Origin of the sequence: Paenibacillus dendritiformis (assembly GCF_945605565.1) — a bacterium.
GTDB lineage: Bacteria > Bacillota > Bacilli > Paenibacillales > Paenibacillaceae > Paenibacillus_B > Paenibacillus_B dendritiformis_A.
The window spans coordinates 4,421,226-4,438,572 of record NZ_OX216966.1; the positions used below are offsets into that span (position 1 = coordinate 4,421,226).

The following is a 17,347-nucleotide window of genomic DNA, read 5'->3' on the forward strand; positions in this document are numbered from 1 at the left end:
TTGCCAGCCGCTGATGCGGCTGCTCACCGCCGTTGAGATTCGTTCTCAACGGTACCATGATACGATCGAGGAGAGGCGGTATGCTACCACCAGCCGGATTCATTAGCTGGTTGTACGGATCCGGAGACCAAGCCGATCCGAGAGGCAGTTGACCAGGTTGGCTTCCTTCAGGGAAGCGAACGGTCATGAAGAAAGCTGGCTGAAGACCGCCGGACCAGACTTCCCGGATTGATGCCGTATTTCGTGCGGAACGCTTCCGCGAAGTAGCTGGAATTCGAATAACCCACCGCGCAGGAGACATCGATGACATTCATCTTCCCTTCCGTCAACAGGCGGTACGCCTTCTCCAGCCGCTGCTCCCGGAGGTAACCGTATACGGTCGCGCCGTACATTTCCTTGAAGCCGGTCTTCAATTTGTAGTCGTTCAGCCCGATCAGCCGGGACAGCTCGAGCAGCGAAGGCGGCTCCGCCATCCGCTCCAGCAGAATGTCCCTCGCTTCCCGGATTTTCAGCATATCGGTTCGTCCCAGCTTGGAGCGTCCCGGCAGGCCATCCGCCAGGAAGGATCGGAAGGACATCGACAGCAGCTCCAAGACGCTGCATTCGATCTCAATATTGGTCGCCCTTCCGTTCCGGGCATGCTCCATCAGCCGATTGAGGATGACCGTCGCGGCGGGAAGCGTCGTCTCCTGGAAGCTCCGGAATGAACGCCAGCCCATAATTTGCGTAAAGTCGACGCTTCTCGTTCCATCCGCCGCTTCCATGAAATGATGAAAGCTGGTCACGGGAATGCAGATGCTAACCATCGTGAACGCTTCCTTCCCGCCAAATTCGAAGCAGTAATCCGCCTGATTGATGAATTGGAGCGAGCACATCCCCGGCATCATGCTGTATTCCTCGCCGTCGACCCGAAGGCCGCGCCCCCCTTGCATCGTGTAACTCAGCTCGACCATAGGCGCCTCCGTAGCGAGAGACAGCACGCAATCGCGATGCAGCGCATACTCCGATAAGACGACCTCCATATCGTGGCGAGGGAGGAAGCGCCGGATTCCCCCTTCGCCGGCGGACGTTGGCAGCTCCATTTGATCCGCACAGGCCCTGCTCTGGCTCGTCAGCCTCAGCTCATCGAAAAAGCGGTTGAAATTGAGATGAAAATCTGTCCCGTTCATATGGTGCGCCTCCGGTCTGTAATCATACTGATAATCATTCTCATTATTATAACGAAATCCGGCTAATCTGGCTATCCATTCCGGAAGCTCGAAGCCAATTTGATGTTCTAAGGATCAATTTGCCCGGCGTATACGGAATATTGCGGTTCGGCGAAGCCATTCCGCTCCCAATCAGGCTAAATATTAATGCGGTTTAATTAATAAAAATTATTGCTTGCGAATTTATAAAAAAATATTCAATTCACACATGTTCTTCTTTTTCCTATATGATAGAGACAAACAATTTTCCTTATTTTTCTACCTCGTTCTATCTTCCGTTTCGTAGTCTTTCATTTCACCCGTTTTGTCTATTCACCGCTTCACCGTTTGCCGTTGTCGCCTATTCCGTTGTTCGCTGTTCTTCTGTTTGCCGCGAGTGGGTATAAGCTCTATATTCATAGAGTTTATATAATAACATTCCATAGAAAGGAGGAAATGCCGAGTCTCCGTCGGACCGTCTTGCAACGTACTGACAATCTATGAGGAAGGAGGGTGCGTAATAAAGTTAAAGGGGTTCAACTATTTACGAAATGCTGTGATCCAATTGAAAAAATCAAAGGAGGAAATCGTATGAATCAGCTGCGCATGCCGAATCCATTCCTGTCCAAGCTGCTTCTGTCCTGCGGCGTAATGCTGGCCGCCGTCGTCTGTATGGTGCTGTTCGCCGATAAAGCGTTCGGTCACGGCTATGTCGAAGGTCCGGCGAGCCGGGCCGCCTTATGCAAATCCGGCCAGAACCAGGATTGCGGTGCGATCATATGGGAGCCGCAAAGCCTGGAAGCTCCGAAGGGCTTCCCGAACGCAGGTCCTGCCGACGGCAAGATAGCGAGCGCCAACGGCGCCTTCCCGAAGCTCGACGAGCAATCGGCTACCCGTTGGAGCAAGGTCAACATTTCAAGCGGACAAAATACGTTCAACTGGAAATTGACCGCGCCCCATGCGACCTCCAGCTGGAAATACTACATTACGAAGCCCGGCTGGAACCCGAATGCCGCGCTTACCCGCGATTCATTCGTGCTGACTCCATTCTGCTCCGTGGACTATAAGGGAGCGCGCCCGCCATTCACCTACTCGGATACGTGCAATGTTCCGGAGCGTACGGGCTACCACGTCATCCTCGCCGTCTGGGAGATTGCCGACACGGCCAACGCCTTCTATAACGTCATCGACGTCAATTTCAGCGGCACCAATCCGGGAGACACCGAGCCGCCAACGGCGCCGACCGGCCTTGCCGTAACGGGAACGACCGCCACGAGCGTGTCGCTCACATGGAACGCCTCTACGGATAACGCAGGCGTGACGGGCTACCGCATCTATAACGGCAGCTCATTGGCCGCCTCCGTCTCGGGCTCCACGTTGAGCTATACGGTGAGCGGGCTCACCTCGAACACCTCCTATACCTTCTCGGTGCGAGCAGTGGATGCCGCCGGCAACGTGTCGGCCTCCAGCAATACCGTGAGCGCGACAACGCCGGCCGTTCCGGTTGATACGGAAGCGCCGACCGCCCCGGCCGGCCTGCATGTCATGGGAACGCCGACAGCCTCCAGCGTCTCGCTGATGTGGAATCCGTCGACTGACAATGTCGGCGTGACAGGCTACCGCATCTACAGCAACGGTACGCTCGTAGCCACCGTATCCGGCAGCACGACGGACTATGTCGTGACCGGCTTGAGCGCCAACACGCAGTATACGTTCACCGTTCGCGCGTTCGATGCCGCCGGCAATGTATCCGCGGACAGCAATGCCGTAACGGCGAAGACTGCCGACGGCCCGGCCATTGCCGCCTGGGCGCCGAATACCGCGTATGCGGTTGGCGATCAAGTGACCTATAACGGTTCGGTCTATGAGTGCAGACAGCCGCATACTTCGCTGAACGGGTGGGAACCGCCGAACGTTCCCGCTTTGTGGACGCTGAAGTAAACCGCGTGTCCCTATAAAATGTAAATCGCCCTCCACCTGGCCTTCCTGGCCAGGTGGAGGGCGATCTTTTTCATGTTCTGTGCAGCGGCAGTGGTCAAAGCTGTAAATAAAGCCGGTACAGCATTCGGGCAGCTTCCCCGCGCGTGACAGCCTCTCTAGCTTTAATCCGTTTATCGGCAGGAACATCGATCAAACGCTGCTTCACAGCCAATGACATCGTTGGCTTGGCCCAATTGGATATCGTCTCTTTGTCTACGAATTGACTCAGGTAATCCTCCGGATTCGTAGGATAAAAATAATGTTTCTTTTCATGCAGGGATCTCGCGCCGATGGCGGTCATTTCTTCCCGGGATATCGTATGATCCGGCTTAAACGTGCCGTCAGGATACCCTGCGACGATATTCTTTTTTTCGGATGAAGCGATATATGGTTGATGCCATTGCGGCGGATGCACGTCTGAGAAACTCTCCGTCGCCGTTTTATCCAAAGCGTAAAAAGCTCTTACAAGCATGGCCGTGAACTCTGCACGGGTGAGCAGGGAATCGGGTTCAAAATTGCCATTGTCTTTCCCAGCAACGATCCCTTTGGAGGCCAGAAACTGTATCGCTTGCTTCAACTCTGGATCTCGATCGCCAACATCAGGGAATGATTTGGAATTCTCGTCCACGAAATACGTACCGGAACGGTTGATTTCAGCTTCCATGCCGTTTTTATTTGGATTGAACTTTCCGCCGATCGGCTGCGCTTTTTTTCCATTCGTATAGAACACGCTGGTATGTGTCGCGTCTGTGTCATTTACAGGTAGAATGAGCTGGATGTTGCTTGGTACGTTCGCAAGCTCCTGCCCTTGTTCATCTGCAAATTGTACGCGATATCCGCCGTTATTTTCTTTCACCAGACGAATCACGATAACCGGAAGCGAATGGAACAGGCGATCTGCGGTCGCAAGATTAAACACCAGCTTCGCATCTCCAGCAAGAACGGTAATATAGTCGACATCTTTTCGACCGACAAAGCCATTCTTATACAGCTTGAACGTGTATTCATTTTGATTGGACATAGACAGTATTTCCGCGTTCACGATCAGCTCTCTCGCAAGAGAAATCTTATTCTCCGATAGCGTCTGCTTTACCGCTGACTTCGCCTTTGACGCATTCCCGGCTAAGCGGTCAATCAGTTCGGGCGTTATGACGAGCTGGCCGCTAACGGGAGTCGGCTGTTCGCTGCTTGCGGCCGTGATCACAAGCTCTCCCGCTTGAGTCAGACCTTCCACGATAACCGAATTCTGCTTGTCAGCATCCGGGATAGACCGGATGGCAGTGAAATACGTATCGGACTGCATGCTGCCGTCAACGACATACAACAATAAGTAAGTGGTCTCGTCCGGAAAGCCGGCTTTGGTCGCCGTTGCCCGTACAATGGTTTGTCCGGATTTATGCGCTTTTATTACCGGTATGCCATTCACATTCGCTAAGGTTCCTATGCTTGGATCGTCAATGGTGAACGTTATTTTGGTTCCGGGAAGCACATTGCTTGCGGCAATGGACTGTTGTCCGCCAGGCTGCAGCATCGTGAAAAACGGATAAAGGCTGATTTCCGGTAAAGTCCGTATCACAGTTTGAGTTTTTGTCTCAGGACGATCACTGGTTGGTTTGGCTGTTGACCCAGAACGATCGCCAGTTGATTTGTTTCCTTTTCCAGAGCGATTGCCAGATGCCGATTCTTTCGTGAACACAACAAGCTTCGGTAAGGGAGAAACACTATCTTCCCACGCCCACAAGGTCTGATCCTTTTTCAATACATAATTTTTAAATACATAGTTCCCCTTTTGTATTCCCTTGTCCTTATGGTGTACGGAAGCGATATTCGCAAGCCCGGGGAACGCTTTGCCGTTGCCTATTGACCAGAGCTTATCGTCCTTTCGCAAGACATAAGTAGTATCGATATTCGAATCTGTCGGCTGTGAGCTAAATTGAACAATACCTCGAGCGCCTGTTGCTTTATGTAATTGGATTGGTATACTTTCGGGTTCATACATTGGCCAAGACCAGACCGTGCCATCTTTCTTATAGGCATAGTTTGTCAAACCGCCCATCTCGATGTTGACGATATCTGCAAGCCCTTTGATCTGCTGTGGACCTTCGTTATAAAATTGGTTCTGCGGCCAGTACATGTATGCCTCCCATTGCCATACCGAACCGTCTTTTTTAACCGCGTATACGTGACTGTCCGCAGATTTTATGGATACGACATCATCAAGCAGCTTGTATTGAGCCGTCGACGAAGTTTTTCCTAATCGACCTACCCAACACCAAACCGAACCGTCTGATTTTAATACATACAAGGTCTTAAATTTTTGGAATCTGCTGGAATAATCGGCGACGAGTGAAGTTACGTGATTCAAATCTTTGATAGGCTTCGGAGTCGTCCTAGAACTATCTATAAGATAGGTGTCGTTCCTAGAATCCCAATACCATACGGTTCCGTCTTTTTTTAGCGCAGCGTAGTTCATCATGAATCTACTTTCCCCGTCCCTGCCATTGAACGAGAACTGTTTCACATCCTGCAAGCGCGGAATTTGCTTCAGCCTGGCTTTATAGAATGGATCGGAAGCATGGAGGGGATAACCAGAGAAGTCCCAATACCATACGGTTCCATCTTTTTTTGACAGAAGTATATTCCCGTCAAGAATCTCGTAATCCTCGCCGATACGTGTATATTGCTGTTCGCTAACGGCACTTGTGCCATTCCCAATGGCTTGAACCGTACCTGAATGAGCCGTAAGGATTAATACGAAGCTTAACAGCGCTGCCATCAATCGTTTCATTGTAGACCTCCATCAAAAACCTTATAAATCTCGTTGTTCTGCTTCCCGGATCCACGACGGTAAGCCGATTGCCTGTCCTCGTTTTTCAATCTGGTTCCCTCTCTTTTTCTATTATTTCTCATAATCCTTTCATCGGTTAAAAGGAGTTTAGATTTTACTTCCACCAAATAATCGGCCTTATAAGTCTGGAGAAAAGAAAAAGCTCCACTCTCTGCGAAGAATCGTGGTCTTTAGATAGAGCCGCCTCTCGTAATACCGCGGGTACATGCAGCGGCAAGCAGAGTGCCGATGGCAATCTGGGTCGCCTTCTGCCCGCTGTCCATCCGAATCCCGGAAGGTTCGTCAGCCGTACAAGCAAGCAACCGGAATTCCATAACTTAGCAGGCTGAGGAGCTTGCTTATATGCAAGCTCCTGTCTCTTGAACGGCGCCGCGGTCAATAGACCTCATAGCTTTGTCCCGTCTGCGCGCCCTCCACGCTCTTGCGATACGCCAAGGCGACCCGCCGCACGGGAACGGGATCGAAGCCGGGGAAGAACGCGCCATAGACATCCATTGATTCCTGCAGCACATTCGGGCTGACGCTGTTGATGCGGATGCCTCGCGGCATTTCGATAGCCGCCGCCTTAACGAACGCTTTGACGCCGCCGTTGGCCATAGCGGCCGAGGCCCCCTGAAGAATCGGATCATCCATCATGATGCCCGTCGTCAAGGTGAAGCTGCCGCGATCGCGAACATAGCGGTGACCGAGCAGCACCAGATTCACCTGCCCCTTGAGCTTGCTCCCGATCGACAGCTCATTCTGTTCGGGCGTCATGTCCGCCAGCGGGCCGAAATAAGCGCTTCCGGTCGCGCTGACGACCGCATCCACTTCGCCCGTCGCCTCATACATGGCCCGGATGCTGTCCGTGTCGGTAATATCCACTTGCACATCCGGCCCTTGTCTCCCCGCGCGGATGATGTCATGACGGGCTTCGAGCTCATTCGCAATAGCGCGCCCGATTGTGCCGCTCGCTCCTACAATCAATATTTTCATATCGCTGCCCCTTCCCTTTGCAAGAAAATGTACTCCGTCTATTCCTATTGTAACCTGCCGGGGATGCGGACAACCACGGCAGCCGTGTAACCGCCGATGCCGATGGAAGCTGCGTCTTGCGATGGGCAGCCCATCGGTCATTCTGAAGGCAACGCTTTACAACACGTAATTTTACCTCTAAAAGAAATTGGACTCCTTTTGGACATCATAAAAACTCCCATCATTGTAGAAGTAGAAGTTTTTGTTTTTTCTATTGTCTACTATGATGGGGGCATATCAACAGTAACTTTACCTATTGCTTTCACATTTCTGAGTATAGTGCTTGTTCAAGTTATAGATTTTTCACCTACAACAATTTCTGTTTGTTCTAGTTTTTTGTCATAACATTTTTTTGCTGCCTCAATACTATAAGGCGAGCTATTTTATGAAATTATAATTATTCTAAATATGCATGTAATTGGCAAATCAAAAAAGGAGCCCCACAACCACAATGCCAGCAGTGCTTCTTTTCACCACGGTGAAACTTTCATGTTAGTTTTCATACAGCTTTAGCCCAATCATTTAAAGTACTTTCTCATATTGTAATTTAGAAAAGGGGGTGGCTTGAATGAGACGTCATCGAAAAAAAATAATCACTGTTGTTCTGCGCCGAGGTCAAAAAGTATTGGTGGAGTGCAAAAAACGTAAAAGACATTTTTGGTAATTACTCATTTTTGTGGAGCACCCGTCGAACCATGCTCCACCCCGTGTATACCCGTAAGAAAAAAAGCCTCGGAATAATCCCGGGGCTTTTGCCACATATGTTTGATTTGCAGCAAAAAAGAAGCCCCACCAGCACAATGCCAGCAGAGCTCCTTTTCACCGGTGCTTCCGGATTTAACCCCAGTATAATCCGGATTGCTGTACCACGCGACCGGATCCGCATGGAACCAGGTCTTCAGCAGCCGGTTGACAAGCCCGCTGTCCACATTGAGGAAGCTGTAGACAAGATAAGCGACGATAACCATGGAAATAATATGCCAGCAGCCATTTATATTTCTACAGCCTGCGCATGAACGGGCTCTTCCTCTTCTCCATCACATGGGCCGTGCGAGCCGGATCCGCTGCTGGAGCGCTTTCAGCAGCTTTCATAAGCTCACCTCTGCAATCTCGTATGTACCTGGCTCTATTATAATATGGAGGTTTTGGCGCCCACTACCAAGATGGTGACCATCTGCTAACACAATGGTGACTTGTTGAGAGAAGTTGTCAGGGAAGCCGGGATTGTTCATTGGAAAATTTGCGGAGAAATCAGGGGGAAATCTAAGCCGCGGACCGCCATGCGAGGCAGCGGTTGCCGTGCACACAGGTACGCCAGGAGAAAAAACATCTCATCCGAGCTGTCGTATGCAGCCGGATGAGACCGGGGAGCGTTCCGTTTATTCTCCTGTGCGGGCGCGATCTCCGTCGAAGGCGGAGCCTGAATGGACCACAGCCTGGCTGCCTTCGTGGACCGCGTTGTCGGCCGGTTTCTCCTGCCCGCCCACATTGAGCCCGATGACGCCCAAAATAATGAGCAGAATCGAGACGCCTTTGAGCAGTGTCATCGACTCCTGGAACACGAGATAGCCAATAACCGCGATCGCGGCCGTGCCAAGACCCGACCATATCGCGTAGGCGACGCTGACCGGAACCTGCTTCAACGATAAGTTCAAGCTGGAGAACGCCAAAATATAAAAGATTATCATGAACAGGGAAGGCCATAGCTTCGTAAATCCTTGTGACAGCTTCATCGATACCGTGCCGGCTATTTCGAGCACAATGGCGAAGAACAAATATACCCAATGCATGATGTGATGCTCACTCCTTTTTCCACATGGCCATGGCCGTCTCGAATTCTCGATCACTCGAAATCCACGGTAATGATGGAACTATAATATATTTTTCAGTACCATTTAGGCAGTATAGTATGCAGCTATTCCCGTTGTCAACTGGAAGTTGCGGTAATTCGGCGGCGCATCTATCAGACGAAGGCGAACTTCAATAAGACATGCCAGCCTCTGCACCAATGTGAAAAAGCGTGAAAGCTGCTGCTTGCGGAAAGCCGCTTCCACGCCTTGCTATTCCCTCTTCCCCATGTGATGCAGCCTTGTCATCCGCCATGTTCCGTTCCCGCTATTCTTCGAACAGCTTCTCTCCCCGATGCAGGCGCCACGCGATGCGCGCCGTATGCGGCAGCTCCCGCGCCGTCGGCGAATGGGCGGCCAAATAACGCGTCAAGGCAAGCAGCATCGTCTGCTTCGCCTGCGCAGCCAGCGGGCCGCTCTCGGCGTCCCAGCGGTCATACTCCGCGCTGGCCGCCTCGTACATCTGGTACGAATGGAATTCCGCGTCCTCCCTCAGCAGGGCATGGCCGAGCGTGTTGAACAAGGCATCGATGTCCCCATTCTGGCGCAAATACTGGGCCAGCCACTCGCCGGATTCCGCCACCTGCTGCTGCCGATCGAGCAGCTTGAGCAGCCAGCCCGGATCGGTCGAATTCGGATTCGCTTCCGCGTGTTCACCGCTCGGCCGGCGGGCGGCCGGAACGTTAAGGAAGCGATCCAGGTATACGGTGACGGCGGCGTAATAGATGGCGCGCACCGTGAAGACGTTGGCGCTCCGCCGCAGCGTCTCGTGGACGGCATGCGCGTGCGTGAACGTATGCAGCACCGTAATCCAATCCCCGAACTCGTTCTGGGTATGGAAGCGGGTGATCCGCTCCGCCGCTGCGAGAGCGACGAGCTGGGCCAGCCGCACGGGAGAGCGTCCGGATCGCAGCGCATTCGTAAGCGCCTCGATCGTCTGCAGCGGCTGATCGCCGAGAAGCAAGGCCAGAAGCTGCTGCTCCTCTTCTTCGGCCTGCTCCGGCGTGTCCTCGGTCGAAGCGGGCGTCTCCACGGCGGACCAGGTGATGCTCTCCAGCTCCCGGAAGGCTTCCCGCAGCGGATCGACCAGATTGACCGGCGATTGCCAATGCTGCAGCTCCTCGCTGCGGGCGGCGCGGGCCGGCAGCGGCACGAGCGAGCTGAGGACGCGCACAGCGGAATCGCTGCCGATATGCTGCAATATTTCGAACGCCTTGTTATGGAAATCGAGCGTATGTCCCCCATCCATATAGAAGTGATCGGTAACCGCGGTCATCATCATCGACATGAGCTCGTTCGGCTCCATGCCGCTGGCTATCGCGCTGGCCAGCACCCGTTCGGCGCCGCGGATATCGCGAACTTCAATGCATCTCCGGTACCAGGCGGACAGATGCTCTGTCGCCTGCTGCTCCGTCTCCGGCAGCGGCTGCTGCAGGAATCGCGCCGGCTGTCCGGCGCAGTCCCGCGCCACGCGGGCAAGGCCGTGGTACAGGGCAAGAATGCGCCCGTATTTGTCCAGCTTCGGCAGCACGTTCACCATCGCCGCCAAGATGGTCAGGCCCGAGCTCCAGCCGGCGGAGCGGTATGTCGTCCCGAAGTCGACGCCCACCCTGGCGATGTCCGCCGCGGGCACGCCCGCCTCGACAAGCGCGACGACGCTCTTCGCGATAACGAGGGACAGGTTCTGCTCCATCCCCTCCCGCAAGCGCCTTAACTGCTTCTCCACGCTGCTCGCGACCTGGGGCCTCGGATCGACCCATACGCTGCCCTGCTCGACCTTGACCCGGTGCACAGGCACGTCATCCGCCCATGGGTCCAGCGTGCCCCCGCTGCATACGTCGAACCGCGCGTGATGCCAGTGGCAGGTCAGAATGCCGTCGCAGAGACTGCCCATATGAAGCGGAAATCCCATATGCGGGCAGCGGTTGTCCACGGCGTACACTTCATCGGCATGCACAAACACCGCAATACCGCCCTTAATCACTTTGGCTCCCTGTTCCTGAAGATCTTCCCATGTTCCGGCATGTATCCAATCCGTCATCAATTATCCCTCCTTTGTTCAGTCTACTCTCTCAGGGTGAAGAAATTGCCCTTGATTTGCGGCGCTGTACCGCGCTGAACACGCTCGCAGCCTTATCTCCTCCTTACTCGATATAATAAATATGCCGGGATGGCAGCTCCAGGCAGTTGAGCCGTCCGCCGTATACGCAGCCGCCGTCGATGCCGATAATCGAATTGGTTCCAAAATAAACCCCATCCGATCCATGCAGCGACTTCGTGCGGGAATGGCCGAAAATGACCGTCTTCGGGCCGCCATAGCCCTCATGAAATTCCCCGCGTATCCAGACCAGCTTATGCGGATCGCAGTCCGCCAACGGTACCCCCGGCTCCACTCCGGCATGGACGAAAATATAGTCCTCCGTCTCATAATAATAGGGCAGCTTGTCCACGAACGAGATCGCATCCAGCAATTCATCGGTCCAGCGGATTGCCGCCGGCAGACCCTCTGCTTCTTCCTCTGCACAGCCGTAGCTCAGCAGCGTCTGCTTGGCCCCGTTGCGGAACCAGCGCTCCACAGCCTTCTCCTCATTTCGGTAGGCATCGAGCATCATTTTCTCATGATTGCCCATCAGGACGATCGCCCCCGACTGCTGCAGATCCCGCACCTTGGCGAGCACTTCTTTTGAATGAGGGCCACGGTCAATATAATCGCCCAGCAGCAAGAGCTGATCGAGATTCGCGTCATAACGGGCCATCTCCAGCAGCCGCTCGAACTTCTCCAGTTCTCCATGAATATCGCTAATGACAAGCATTCGCTCCATCGTATCGATCCCTTCCTTCTCTTTCCATCGTACCATGAGCGAATATTTCCTATCCAGCCTTCCAAACATAATATTTTTCGTAACTGTCCCTTGGCTTGTCCCGGAATCCGTCCTTCCGTCCTCTCTTAGAAAAACTCTCTCTACGTCCTGCTTACTGGTGAAGCAGCACACCAATCCGCTGCTGCTTGCCGCGGTGCCGGTATTTTGCCTTCTGGACGAGCACAATGTATTTATCAAGCCGCTGACTTTCCCGGATTGCCCTTTCATTCAGCAGATCATTATTTTCCATCGCCAGACTCACCATTCGTGCCCGGATCTGTTCAATTTTGCGCATCAGATCGTTCATATCCGTCTCTTCCTCTTCCGGTTCCAGCCTGCTCATCATCCATTCTTCACCACGAGCCGACAGCTCATTTCGATGAAGGATCGCTTCCTTTTCAATCAATCCGCAGGAACCGCCCATATTCACGTCTTCCATTACCTACCATTGCCCTCCCTCAAGCAACATGATTTGACAATTCCAATTATAAGCAATTATTCCTTCGTCATCCTAATTGAAAAAAGTTAATAATCTCGTCAATACTCAACTTTTTATTCCAATTTGAGCCATAAAAAGACACTTCCCAGCAGGGAAGTGCCCAGCCATCCTTTTCAAGATTACTTACCTTGTTGACGTTATGAAAATGAACGGAGTTACATTTCAAGTCCCGCTCCATGATTGTACATATGCAAGGTTTTCGAGCCGTCTGTTATCGAATGATAGAGTTTCCGTTGCTGTTCTGATGCATATTGCCGATATTTTTCAAATAACATCATACTTCGATAGGCAGAGCCTGGCTGATTGTTAAGGTACGATAGCTTCAAACACCGCAGGATACCATCTATCCCCCTGCCGAATCGTTGTCTCATGAACTCATATTTGGCGTAGTTGTACAGAAAGTTAAGAAGCCGCTCTATGTAAATGATGCTCCCGCTATCCTGAAGCTGGGCAATCTGCTCCGAAAATCTGTCCAGAACCTGATCTACACAAAACCCATGCTCCCAAGCGGACATCAGAATCGGGTTCAATCCCGGCAGCAATTCTGTCGGATGCTCTGCCAAATAATCTGCGTACGGCTCAATCGCATTCTTATCACCTCTGCATACTTCAAGCGTATACCGGTTGCCTTGTGCCCATAGCTTGAACTTCTCTATAAATGCAAGCCCCGCTTCGTCCACCACTTCGAACCAATCCAAATTCTCATAGCCTTGCACATATTGCAGTGCCTCAGCGTACCTCTTGCATCTCTCCAGCACATTTCCCTTCATTAAATATCCTTCGCCATAATAGGCGACCAGCGGAAATTCGGATGGGGGCAGCTTCGGGTTGTTCCCCTTCTTCCGCTCTCGAATCATATATTGATACAGTGTCGTTGCCAACTCGCGCAGTTCATCTGCGTACTGTTCCGCTCGCCTCCATTGATATAAGCTGTAGCATACATTCCCCAAATAATGCAGTGCCTCAAGCTGGAGATGCTCCTGCAGACGCTTGCGATAAGGAGAAAAGGCGATGACCGCTTCCCAGTTCTTCTGCGCGTCCCGGCCGATTGACGCCCGGAACAGCCGGTATTGGCTCATAATGAACCGCTCCGCATAGTTGTCCTTCTCATTCTCTATCACATACTGATAGAATGGGACGGCCGCCTGCACCTCGCCCTTCGCATACAGCTCCTCCGCGACATCATACAGCAGCGCCAATGCAACCCGCGGCGTGTCCAGCATCTTCGCGATAATGCTCTCGACGTAATCGAGCCGGTTCAACTCGGCGCAGCGGACCAGATAGGAGCGCACGCGCTTGTTCGACAGCCTCTCCTCGCCGCTTCGCAGCTTCCCGCTCTCGCTCTTGAAGCACTCCTCGTAATATAAGTCGTACAGCCACCCCGGCTCTTCCCCGAAAGCGGCAGCCAGCTTGTCGAGCTGCTCCACCGTCATCGGACGCGGCGGATTCCCGTTCAACACCATGCTGAGATGCCCTTGATTAACGCCTGACAATTCGCTTACCCTCAGGAGCGTATATCCCTTCTCCTTAATCTTCTTGTCAATCTCCGACCGCAAAGCTCTGCATTGCCCATCCATAGACATAACCTGCGATCTACCTCCTGACAATCAAGCGCATGATTCGGCATCTTCCGACATGATCTGAGTAATTTTATTCATTTTTCCTTTTTTCTCCTTAATAGTATCATTATTTCATATCATTGTAAATGACATTTTTCCATAAAATTCATTCCTTATGTGGAGATTTGAAAGTATCATAGAGTATGTTAATCAAGAGCTTTTCACTACCATCGGCATGACAGAAAGGGGCTTATCACCGTACTCATGAATTCAGACATCATTATCACGCTTATCATCCTGGCCGCAGCAGCGATTCTCTTCATGACGGGAAAGATACGATCGGATCTGGTCGCGATCTGCTCCCTAATCCTGCTCGTCCTGCTTGGAATATTAACGCCGAATGAGGCGTTGTCCGGCTTCTCCAATTCTGTCGTCATCATGATGATCGGCTTGTTCATCGTGGGAGGCGGGATCTTCCAGACCGGGCTCGCCAAGCTGGCCAGCGGCAAGATGCTTCAGCTCGCGGGCCATAGCGAGACGCGTCTGTTGATTACCGTTATCCTGGCCACGTCGCTGATCGGCGCCTTCGTCAGCAATACCGGCACCGTCGCCGTCATGCTGCCCATCGTCGTCAGCCTGGCCGCCAGCGCCAATATCAGCCCGGGACGGCTGTTGATGCCGATCGCGTTCGCCAGCAGCATGGGCGGCATGCTGACCTTAATCGGGACGCCGCCCAATCTGGTCATCAGCGAGACGCTCGCCCAAGCGGGATTCGACGAGCTGTCCTTCTTCTCCTTCACCCCGATCGGAATCGTCTGCCTCCTGATCGGCACAGGTCTTCTGCTTCTTCTGAGCAGGCTGCTTCCGAAGGAACAAGGCGAAGGGCGCGGCAAACGGAACGGGCGATCGCTGCACGAGCTTGCGCGCCAGTACCAGCTGTCCCAGAACCTGTACCGCGTGCAGGCCGGCAATGAAGCGTCGATTGTGTCCCGATCGCTGCAGGAGCTGGATATTCCGAACCAGTATCAGGTTCATATTATCGAGATTCGCCGCCGGACGTCGAGCAAGAACCCGTTCTTCAAGACGATCAATCAAGAGATTGCCGGTCCGGCGACGGTCATCCATGACAAAGACATTCTGTATGTATATGGACCGTTCGAGCGCGTGCAAGCATTCGCCGAAGCGTGCGGGCTTGAGCTGCTCGACCATCAGGCCGCCGAGATCGAGCAAGCCGCCGAGCCGAATACCGAGCGGTACGCTTCGGATCAGATCGGCATCGCCGAGGTGCTGCTGCCGCCGAATTCCCCGCTGCTCAATCAACAGGTGAAGCAGTCGGGATTCCGCGAGAAATATCAGCTCAATATATTGGCGATTCAACGCAAAGGAGAGTATTTGCTGCATCAGCTCAAGGACGAGAAAATCCGGTTCGGCGACGCCCTGCTCGTTCAGGGAACATGGAAAAGCATCGCCCGGCTGTCGAGAGAGGAGTCGGATGTCGTCGTCGTCGGCCAGCCGCTGGAGACGGCAGCCGCGATGCCAATGAACCATAAAGCGCCGATCGCGGCCGGCATCATGCTGTTCATGATCGCGCTGCTCATTCTGGAGATATTCCCGGCCGTCATCTCCGTCATGATCGCCGCGGTTCTCATGGTAGCGACCGGATGTCTTCGCGGTATGGAGTCCGCCTACAAGACGATTAACTGGGAGAGCATCGTCCTGATTGGCGGCATGATTCCGGTGTCCATCGCGATCGAGAAGACAGGCGCGGCAGCCTTGCTCTCGCAGAAGCTCGTGCTGACCCTCGGGAATATCGGGCCGTTCGCCCTGCTCGCCGGGATCTATTTTACGACGTCGATTCTGACGCTCTTCATCAGCAATACCGCATGCGCTGTCCTGGTCGCTCCGATCGCGATGACCGCCGCGATGCAGCTGGGCGTCAATCCGCATCCATATCTGTTCGCCGTCGCGATTGCGGCCAGCATGTGCTTCGCCGTCCCGTTCTCGACCCCGCCCAACGCGTTGGTCATGTCGGCCGGCAAATATTCCTTCATGGACTATATCCGGGTGGGACTGCCGCTTCAACTGCTGCTTGGCATTGCCATGGTGGCGCTGCTGCCGCTCTTTTTTCCGTTTTAAAATCTAGCAAATGGTCTTTCATTCGACAATCTTCTATTTTCAGCAGCAAAAAAGGATAATTTGTATGTACGTTCCATCTGAAAGATGATAGAATGAACATATAATAGATACGCTAAAAATGGATAATGGCAAACCCTAGCGAAAGCAGGGGACGCAAAGCCACGGGTCTAATGCATGCACGCATGCGATGATAGCCGGGTTGCCCTAATTGCGACCGTTGTTGCGTCTTTTTGGCGCCGCCTTTAGGGTGGCGCTTTTTTAATTCCAAGAGCGCCCCCGTTTATCATCTCATTCTAGCGTAGTTCAGATTCGTTATAGAATGGGGAGATAGCTATGGGTACACATCGATATACGACCGAACACAACGATAACTCAACCGTGAATAGACAACATAGACGAACAGCGAGACGGCATGCATCGGCACTCCTCTGCGCTGCAATGGCTATCGGGCTGTTCCTGACGCCTGCATTCACCTACGCCGCAGCGAACAGCATGCCGGCAGCGGACGAGACGCTGCGCACCACTCCTGTAGTCGCCGCAGCAAGCGGCACGGAGTTGAAGCTGCAAGGCATATCTATCGGGATGAGCGAGCCGGAATTGATCGGAATTCTCGGAGAACCCGCCCGCAAAGATTTAAGCGAATACAACTTCGAATGGTACATATACAATCAGAATTACCAACGTTATATCCAGGTCGGCGTACAGCACGGCAAAGTGGTTGCCCTGTATACGAACGCCCAGGATTGGACTGGCGCCGGTGGAATCGGCTTCGGGTCGACCAGGCAAGAAGTAGAAGCCGCTTACGGCTCCCCGCTTGCCAGTCTCAAGAAAGGAAATACGATCTATAAGTTCAAGGACAACGGCGGAGAATACAGCCTGCATCTGGTCGGCGGAGCATATGCTACTCTATTTTACGATCTAAGCCGGAAAAATACGGTCACCTCGATCCAGCTCATCGATCAGAATATCGAGTTATCGTTCAAAGGCTTTTATGGAAAGCCAAGCGAACGTTTGCGGGAAAGCTTTGAGCGGGAAGTGCTGGATTTGACCAATGCGGTGCGTGTACGCGAAGGAAAAAAACCGCTCGAGTGGAACGACAAGATTGCGGATACGGCGCGCATGCATAGCGAAGATATGATGAAGCAGGGCTTCTTCTCACACGATAATCCCGATGGCCAATCTCCGTTCGATCGGATGAAGCAAGACGGCATCACTTACAAGATGGCCGGAGAAAATATTGCCGCCGGACAAACAAGCGCCATCTTCGCCCACGAGAACTGGATGAACTCAAGCGGCCACCGCAAAAACATTTTAAGCGATTTCGAACGACTTGGCGTCGGAATCTCTTTCGGCGGACCCTATCAAGTCTATTATACGCAAAACTTCTTCACACCGAGCCGCTAGAATCAAAAAAAC

The 17,347-nt window shown here is 52.9% G+C and carries 14 protein-coding genes and 1 riboswitch; of the genes, 4 read left to right on the forward strand and 10 right to left on the reverse strand.

Going from position 1 to position 17,347, the window contains the following annotated elements; all coding sequences use genetic code 11:
• Positions 1–167: 167 nt before the first annotated feature.
• Positions 168–1,169 (reverse strand): helix-turn-helix transcriptional regulator, encoded by a 1,002-nt coding sequence (locus NNL35_RS19710; RefSeq protein ID WP_006675570.1) that lies wholly within the window; start codon positions 1,167–1,169, stop codon positions 168–170.
• A gap of 609 nt (positions 1,170–1,778) precedes the next feature.
• Here NNL35_RS19710 and NNL35_RS19715 point away from each other — a divergent pair.
• Entirely contained in the window at positions 1,779–3,128 is a 1,350-nt protein-coding gene (locus tag NNL35_RS19715; protein WP_006675569.1) for a lytic polysaccharide monooxygenase, read from the forward strand.
• Positions 3,129–3,222: 94 nt separating this feature from the next.
• Here NNL35_RS19715 and NNL35_RS19720 read toward each other — a convergent pair whose 3' ends face one another.
• The 3 genes from NNL35_RS19720 to NNL35_RS19730 form a co-directional block, all read right to left on the reverse strand.
• On the reverse strand, positions 3,223–5,955 hold the full coding sequence (locus tag NNL35_RS19720; protein WP_006675567.1) for an S-layer homology domain-containing protein: 2,733 nt from the start codon (positions 5,953–5,955) through the stop codon (positions 3,223–3,225).
• Positions 5,956–6,185: 230 nt separating this feature from the next.
• Positions 6,186–6,329, reverse strand: a complete 144-nt coding sequence (locus tag NNL35_RS19725) for a hypothetical protein (protein ID WP_254553678.1) — start codon at positions 6,327–6,329, stop codon at positions 6,186–6,188.
• 61 nt (positions 6,330–6,390) lie between these two features.
• Complete coding sequence (locus tag NNL35_RS19730) at positions 6,391–6,990, reverse strand: short chain dehydrogenase (protein WP_006675566.1); 600 nt, start codon at positions 6,988–6,990, stop codon at positions 6,391–6,393.
• Positions 6,991–7,086: 96 nt separating this feature from the next.
• Here NNL35_RS19730 and NNL35_RS19735 point away from each other — a divergent pair, with 96 nt between their 5' ends.
• Entirely contained in the window at positions 7,087–7,374 is a 288-nt protein-coding gene (locus tag NNL35_RS19735) for a hypothetical protein (RefSeq protein ID WP_254553679.1), read from the forward strand.
• A 323-nt stretch (positions 7,375–7,697) separates the two neighbouring features.
• On the opposite strand, the gene NNL35_RS19740 is transcribed toward NNL35_RS19735, so the two are convergent.
• The 6 genes from NNL35_RS19740 to NNL35_RS19765 form a co-directional block, all read right to left on the reverse strand.
• On the reverse strand, positions 7,698–7,997 hold the full coding sequence (locus NNL35_RS19740; protein ID WP_083835499.1) for a hypothetical protein: 300 nt from the start codon (positions 7,995–7,997) through the stop codon (positions 7,698–7,700).
• 411 nt (positions 7,998–8,408) lie between these two features.
• On the reverse strand, positions 8,409–8,819 hold the full coding sequence (locus NNL35_RS19745) for a DMT family transporter (RefSeq protein ID WP_006675564.1): 411 nt from the start codon (positions 8,817–8,819) through the stop codon (positions 8,409–8,411).
• Positions 8,820–9,144: 325 nt separating this feature from the next.
• On the reverse strand, positions 9,145–10,917 hold the full coding sequence (locus tag NNL35_RS19750) for a Rieske (2Fe-2S) protein (protein WP_006675563.1): 1,773 nt from the start codon (positions 10,915–10,917) through the stop codon (positions 9,145–9,147).
• 103 nt (positions 10,918–11,020) lie between these two features.
• Positions 11,021–11,698 (reverse strand): metallophosphoesterase family protein, encoded by a 678-nt coding sequence (locus tag NNL35_RS19755; RefSeq protein WP_040730229.1) that lies wholly within the window; start codon positions 11,696–11,698, stop codon positions 11,021–11,023.
• A gap of 151 nt (positions 11,699–11,849) precedes the next feature.
• Positions 11,850–12,176 carry an aspartyl-phosphate phosphatase Spo0E family protein gene (locus NNL35_RS19760; RefSeq protein ID WP_006675561.1) on the reverse strand — a complete coding sequence of 109 codons (327 nt, stop codon included), beginning with the start codon at positions 12,174–12,176 and terminating at the stop codon, positions 11,850–11,852.
• A 215-nt stretch (positions 12,177–12,391) separates the two neighbouring features.
• Entirely contained in the window at positions 12,392–13,819 is a 1,428-nt protein-coding gene (locus NNL35_RS19765) for a helix-turn-helix domain-containing protein (protein ID WP_050979369.1), read from the reverse strand.
• A gap of 240 nt (positions 13,820–14,059) precedes the next feature.
• Between NNL35_RS19765 and NNL35_RS19770 the strand changes: the two genes are divergently transcribed.
• Entirely contained in the window at positions 14,060–15,931 is a 1,872-nt protein-coding gene (locus NNL35_RS19770) for an SLC13 family permease (protein WP_006675559.1), read from the forward strand.
• Between the two features lie 117 nt (positions 15,932–16,048).
• A riboswitch (cyclic di-GMP riboswitch) is annotated at positions 16,049–16,138 on the forward strand.
• A 231-nt stretch (positions 16,139–16,369) separates the two neighbouring features.
• A complete protein-coding gene (locus NNL35_RS19775; RefSeq protein WP_006675558.1) occupies positions 16,370–17,335 on the forward strand; it encodes a CAP domain-containing protein in 966 nt (321 codons plus the stop codon).
• Positions 17,336–17,347: the final 12 nt, after the last annotated feature.

Excerpts from the sequence above, each read along its gene's own strand:
- NNL35_RS19710 (WP_006675570.1), bottom strand. The coding sequence starts at position 1,169 with ATGAACGGGACAGATTTTCATCTCAATTTCAACCGCTTTTTCGATGAG.
- NNL35_RS19735 (WP_254553679.1), top strand. The coding sequence starts at position 7,087 with ATGCCGATGGAAGCTGCGTCTTGCGATGGGCAGCCCATCGGTCATTCT.
- NNL35_RS19745 (WP_006675564.1), bottom strand. The coding sequence starts at position 8,819 with ATGCATTGGGTATATTTGTTCTTCGCCATTGTGCTCGAAATAGCCGGC.
- NNL35_RS19740 (WP_083835499.1), bottom strand. The coding sequence starts at position 7,997 with ATGGTTATCGTCGCTTATCTTGTCTACAGCTTCCTCAATGTGGACAGC.
- NNL35_RS19750 (WP_006675563.1), bottom strand. The coding sequence starts at position 10,917 with ATGACGGATTGGATACATGCCGGAACATGGGAAGATCTTCAGGAACAG.
- NNL35_RS19715 (WP_006675569.1), top strand. The coding sequence starts at position 1,779 with ATGAATCAGCTGCGCATGCCGAATCCATTCCTGTCCAAGCTGCTTCTG.
- NNL35_RS19755 (WP_040730229.1), bottom strand. The coding sequence starts at position 11,698 with ATGGAGCGAATGCTTGTCATTAGCGATATTCATGGAGAACTGGAGAAG.
- NNL35_RS19770 (WP_006675559.1), top strand. The coding sequence starts at position 14,060 with ATGAATTCAGACATCATTATCACGCTTATCATCCTGGCCGCAGCAGCG.
- NNL35_RS19720 (WP_006675567.1), bottom strand. The coding sequence starts at position 5,955 with ATGAAACGATTGATGGCAGCGCTGTTAAGCTTCGTATTAATCCTTACG.
- NNL35_RS19730 (WP_006675566.1), bottom strand. The coding sequence starts at position 6,990 with ATGAAAATATTGATTGTAGGAGCGAGCGGCACAATCGGGCGCGCTATT.
- NNL35_RS19760 (WP_006675561.1), bottom strand. The coding sequence starts at position 12,176 with ATGGAAGACGTGAATATGGGCGGTTCCTGCGGATTGATTGAAAAGGAA.
- NNL35_RS19775 (WP_006675558.1), top strand. The coding sequence starts at position 16,370 with ATGGCTATCGGGCTGTTCCTGACGCCTGCATTCACCTACGCCGCAGCG.
- NNL35_RS19725 (WP_254553678.1), bottom strand. The coding sequence starts at position 6,329 with ATGGAATTCCGGTTGCTTGCTTGTACGGCTGACGAACCTTCCGGGATT.
- NNL35_RS19765 (WP_050979369.1), bottom strand. The coding sequence starts at position 13,819 with ATGTCTATGGATGGGCAATGCAGAGCTTTGCGGTCGGAGATTGACAAG.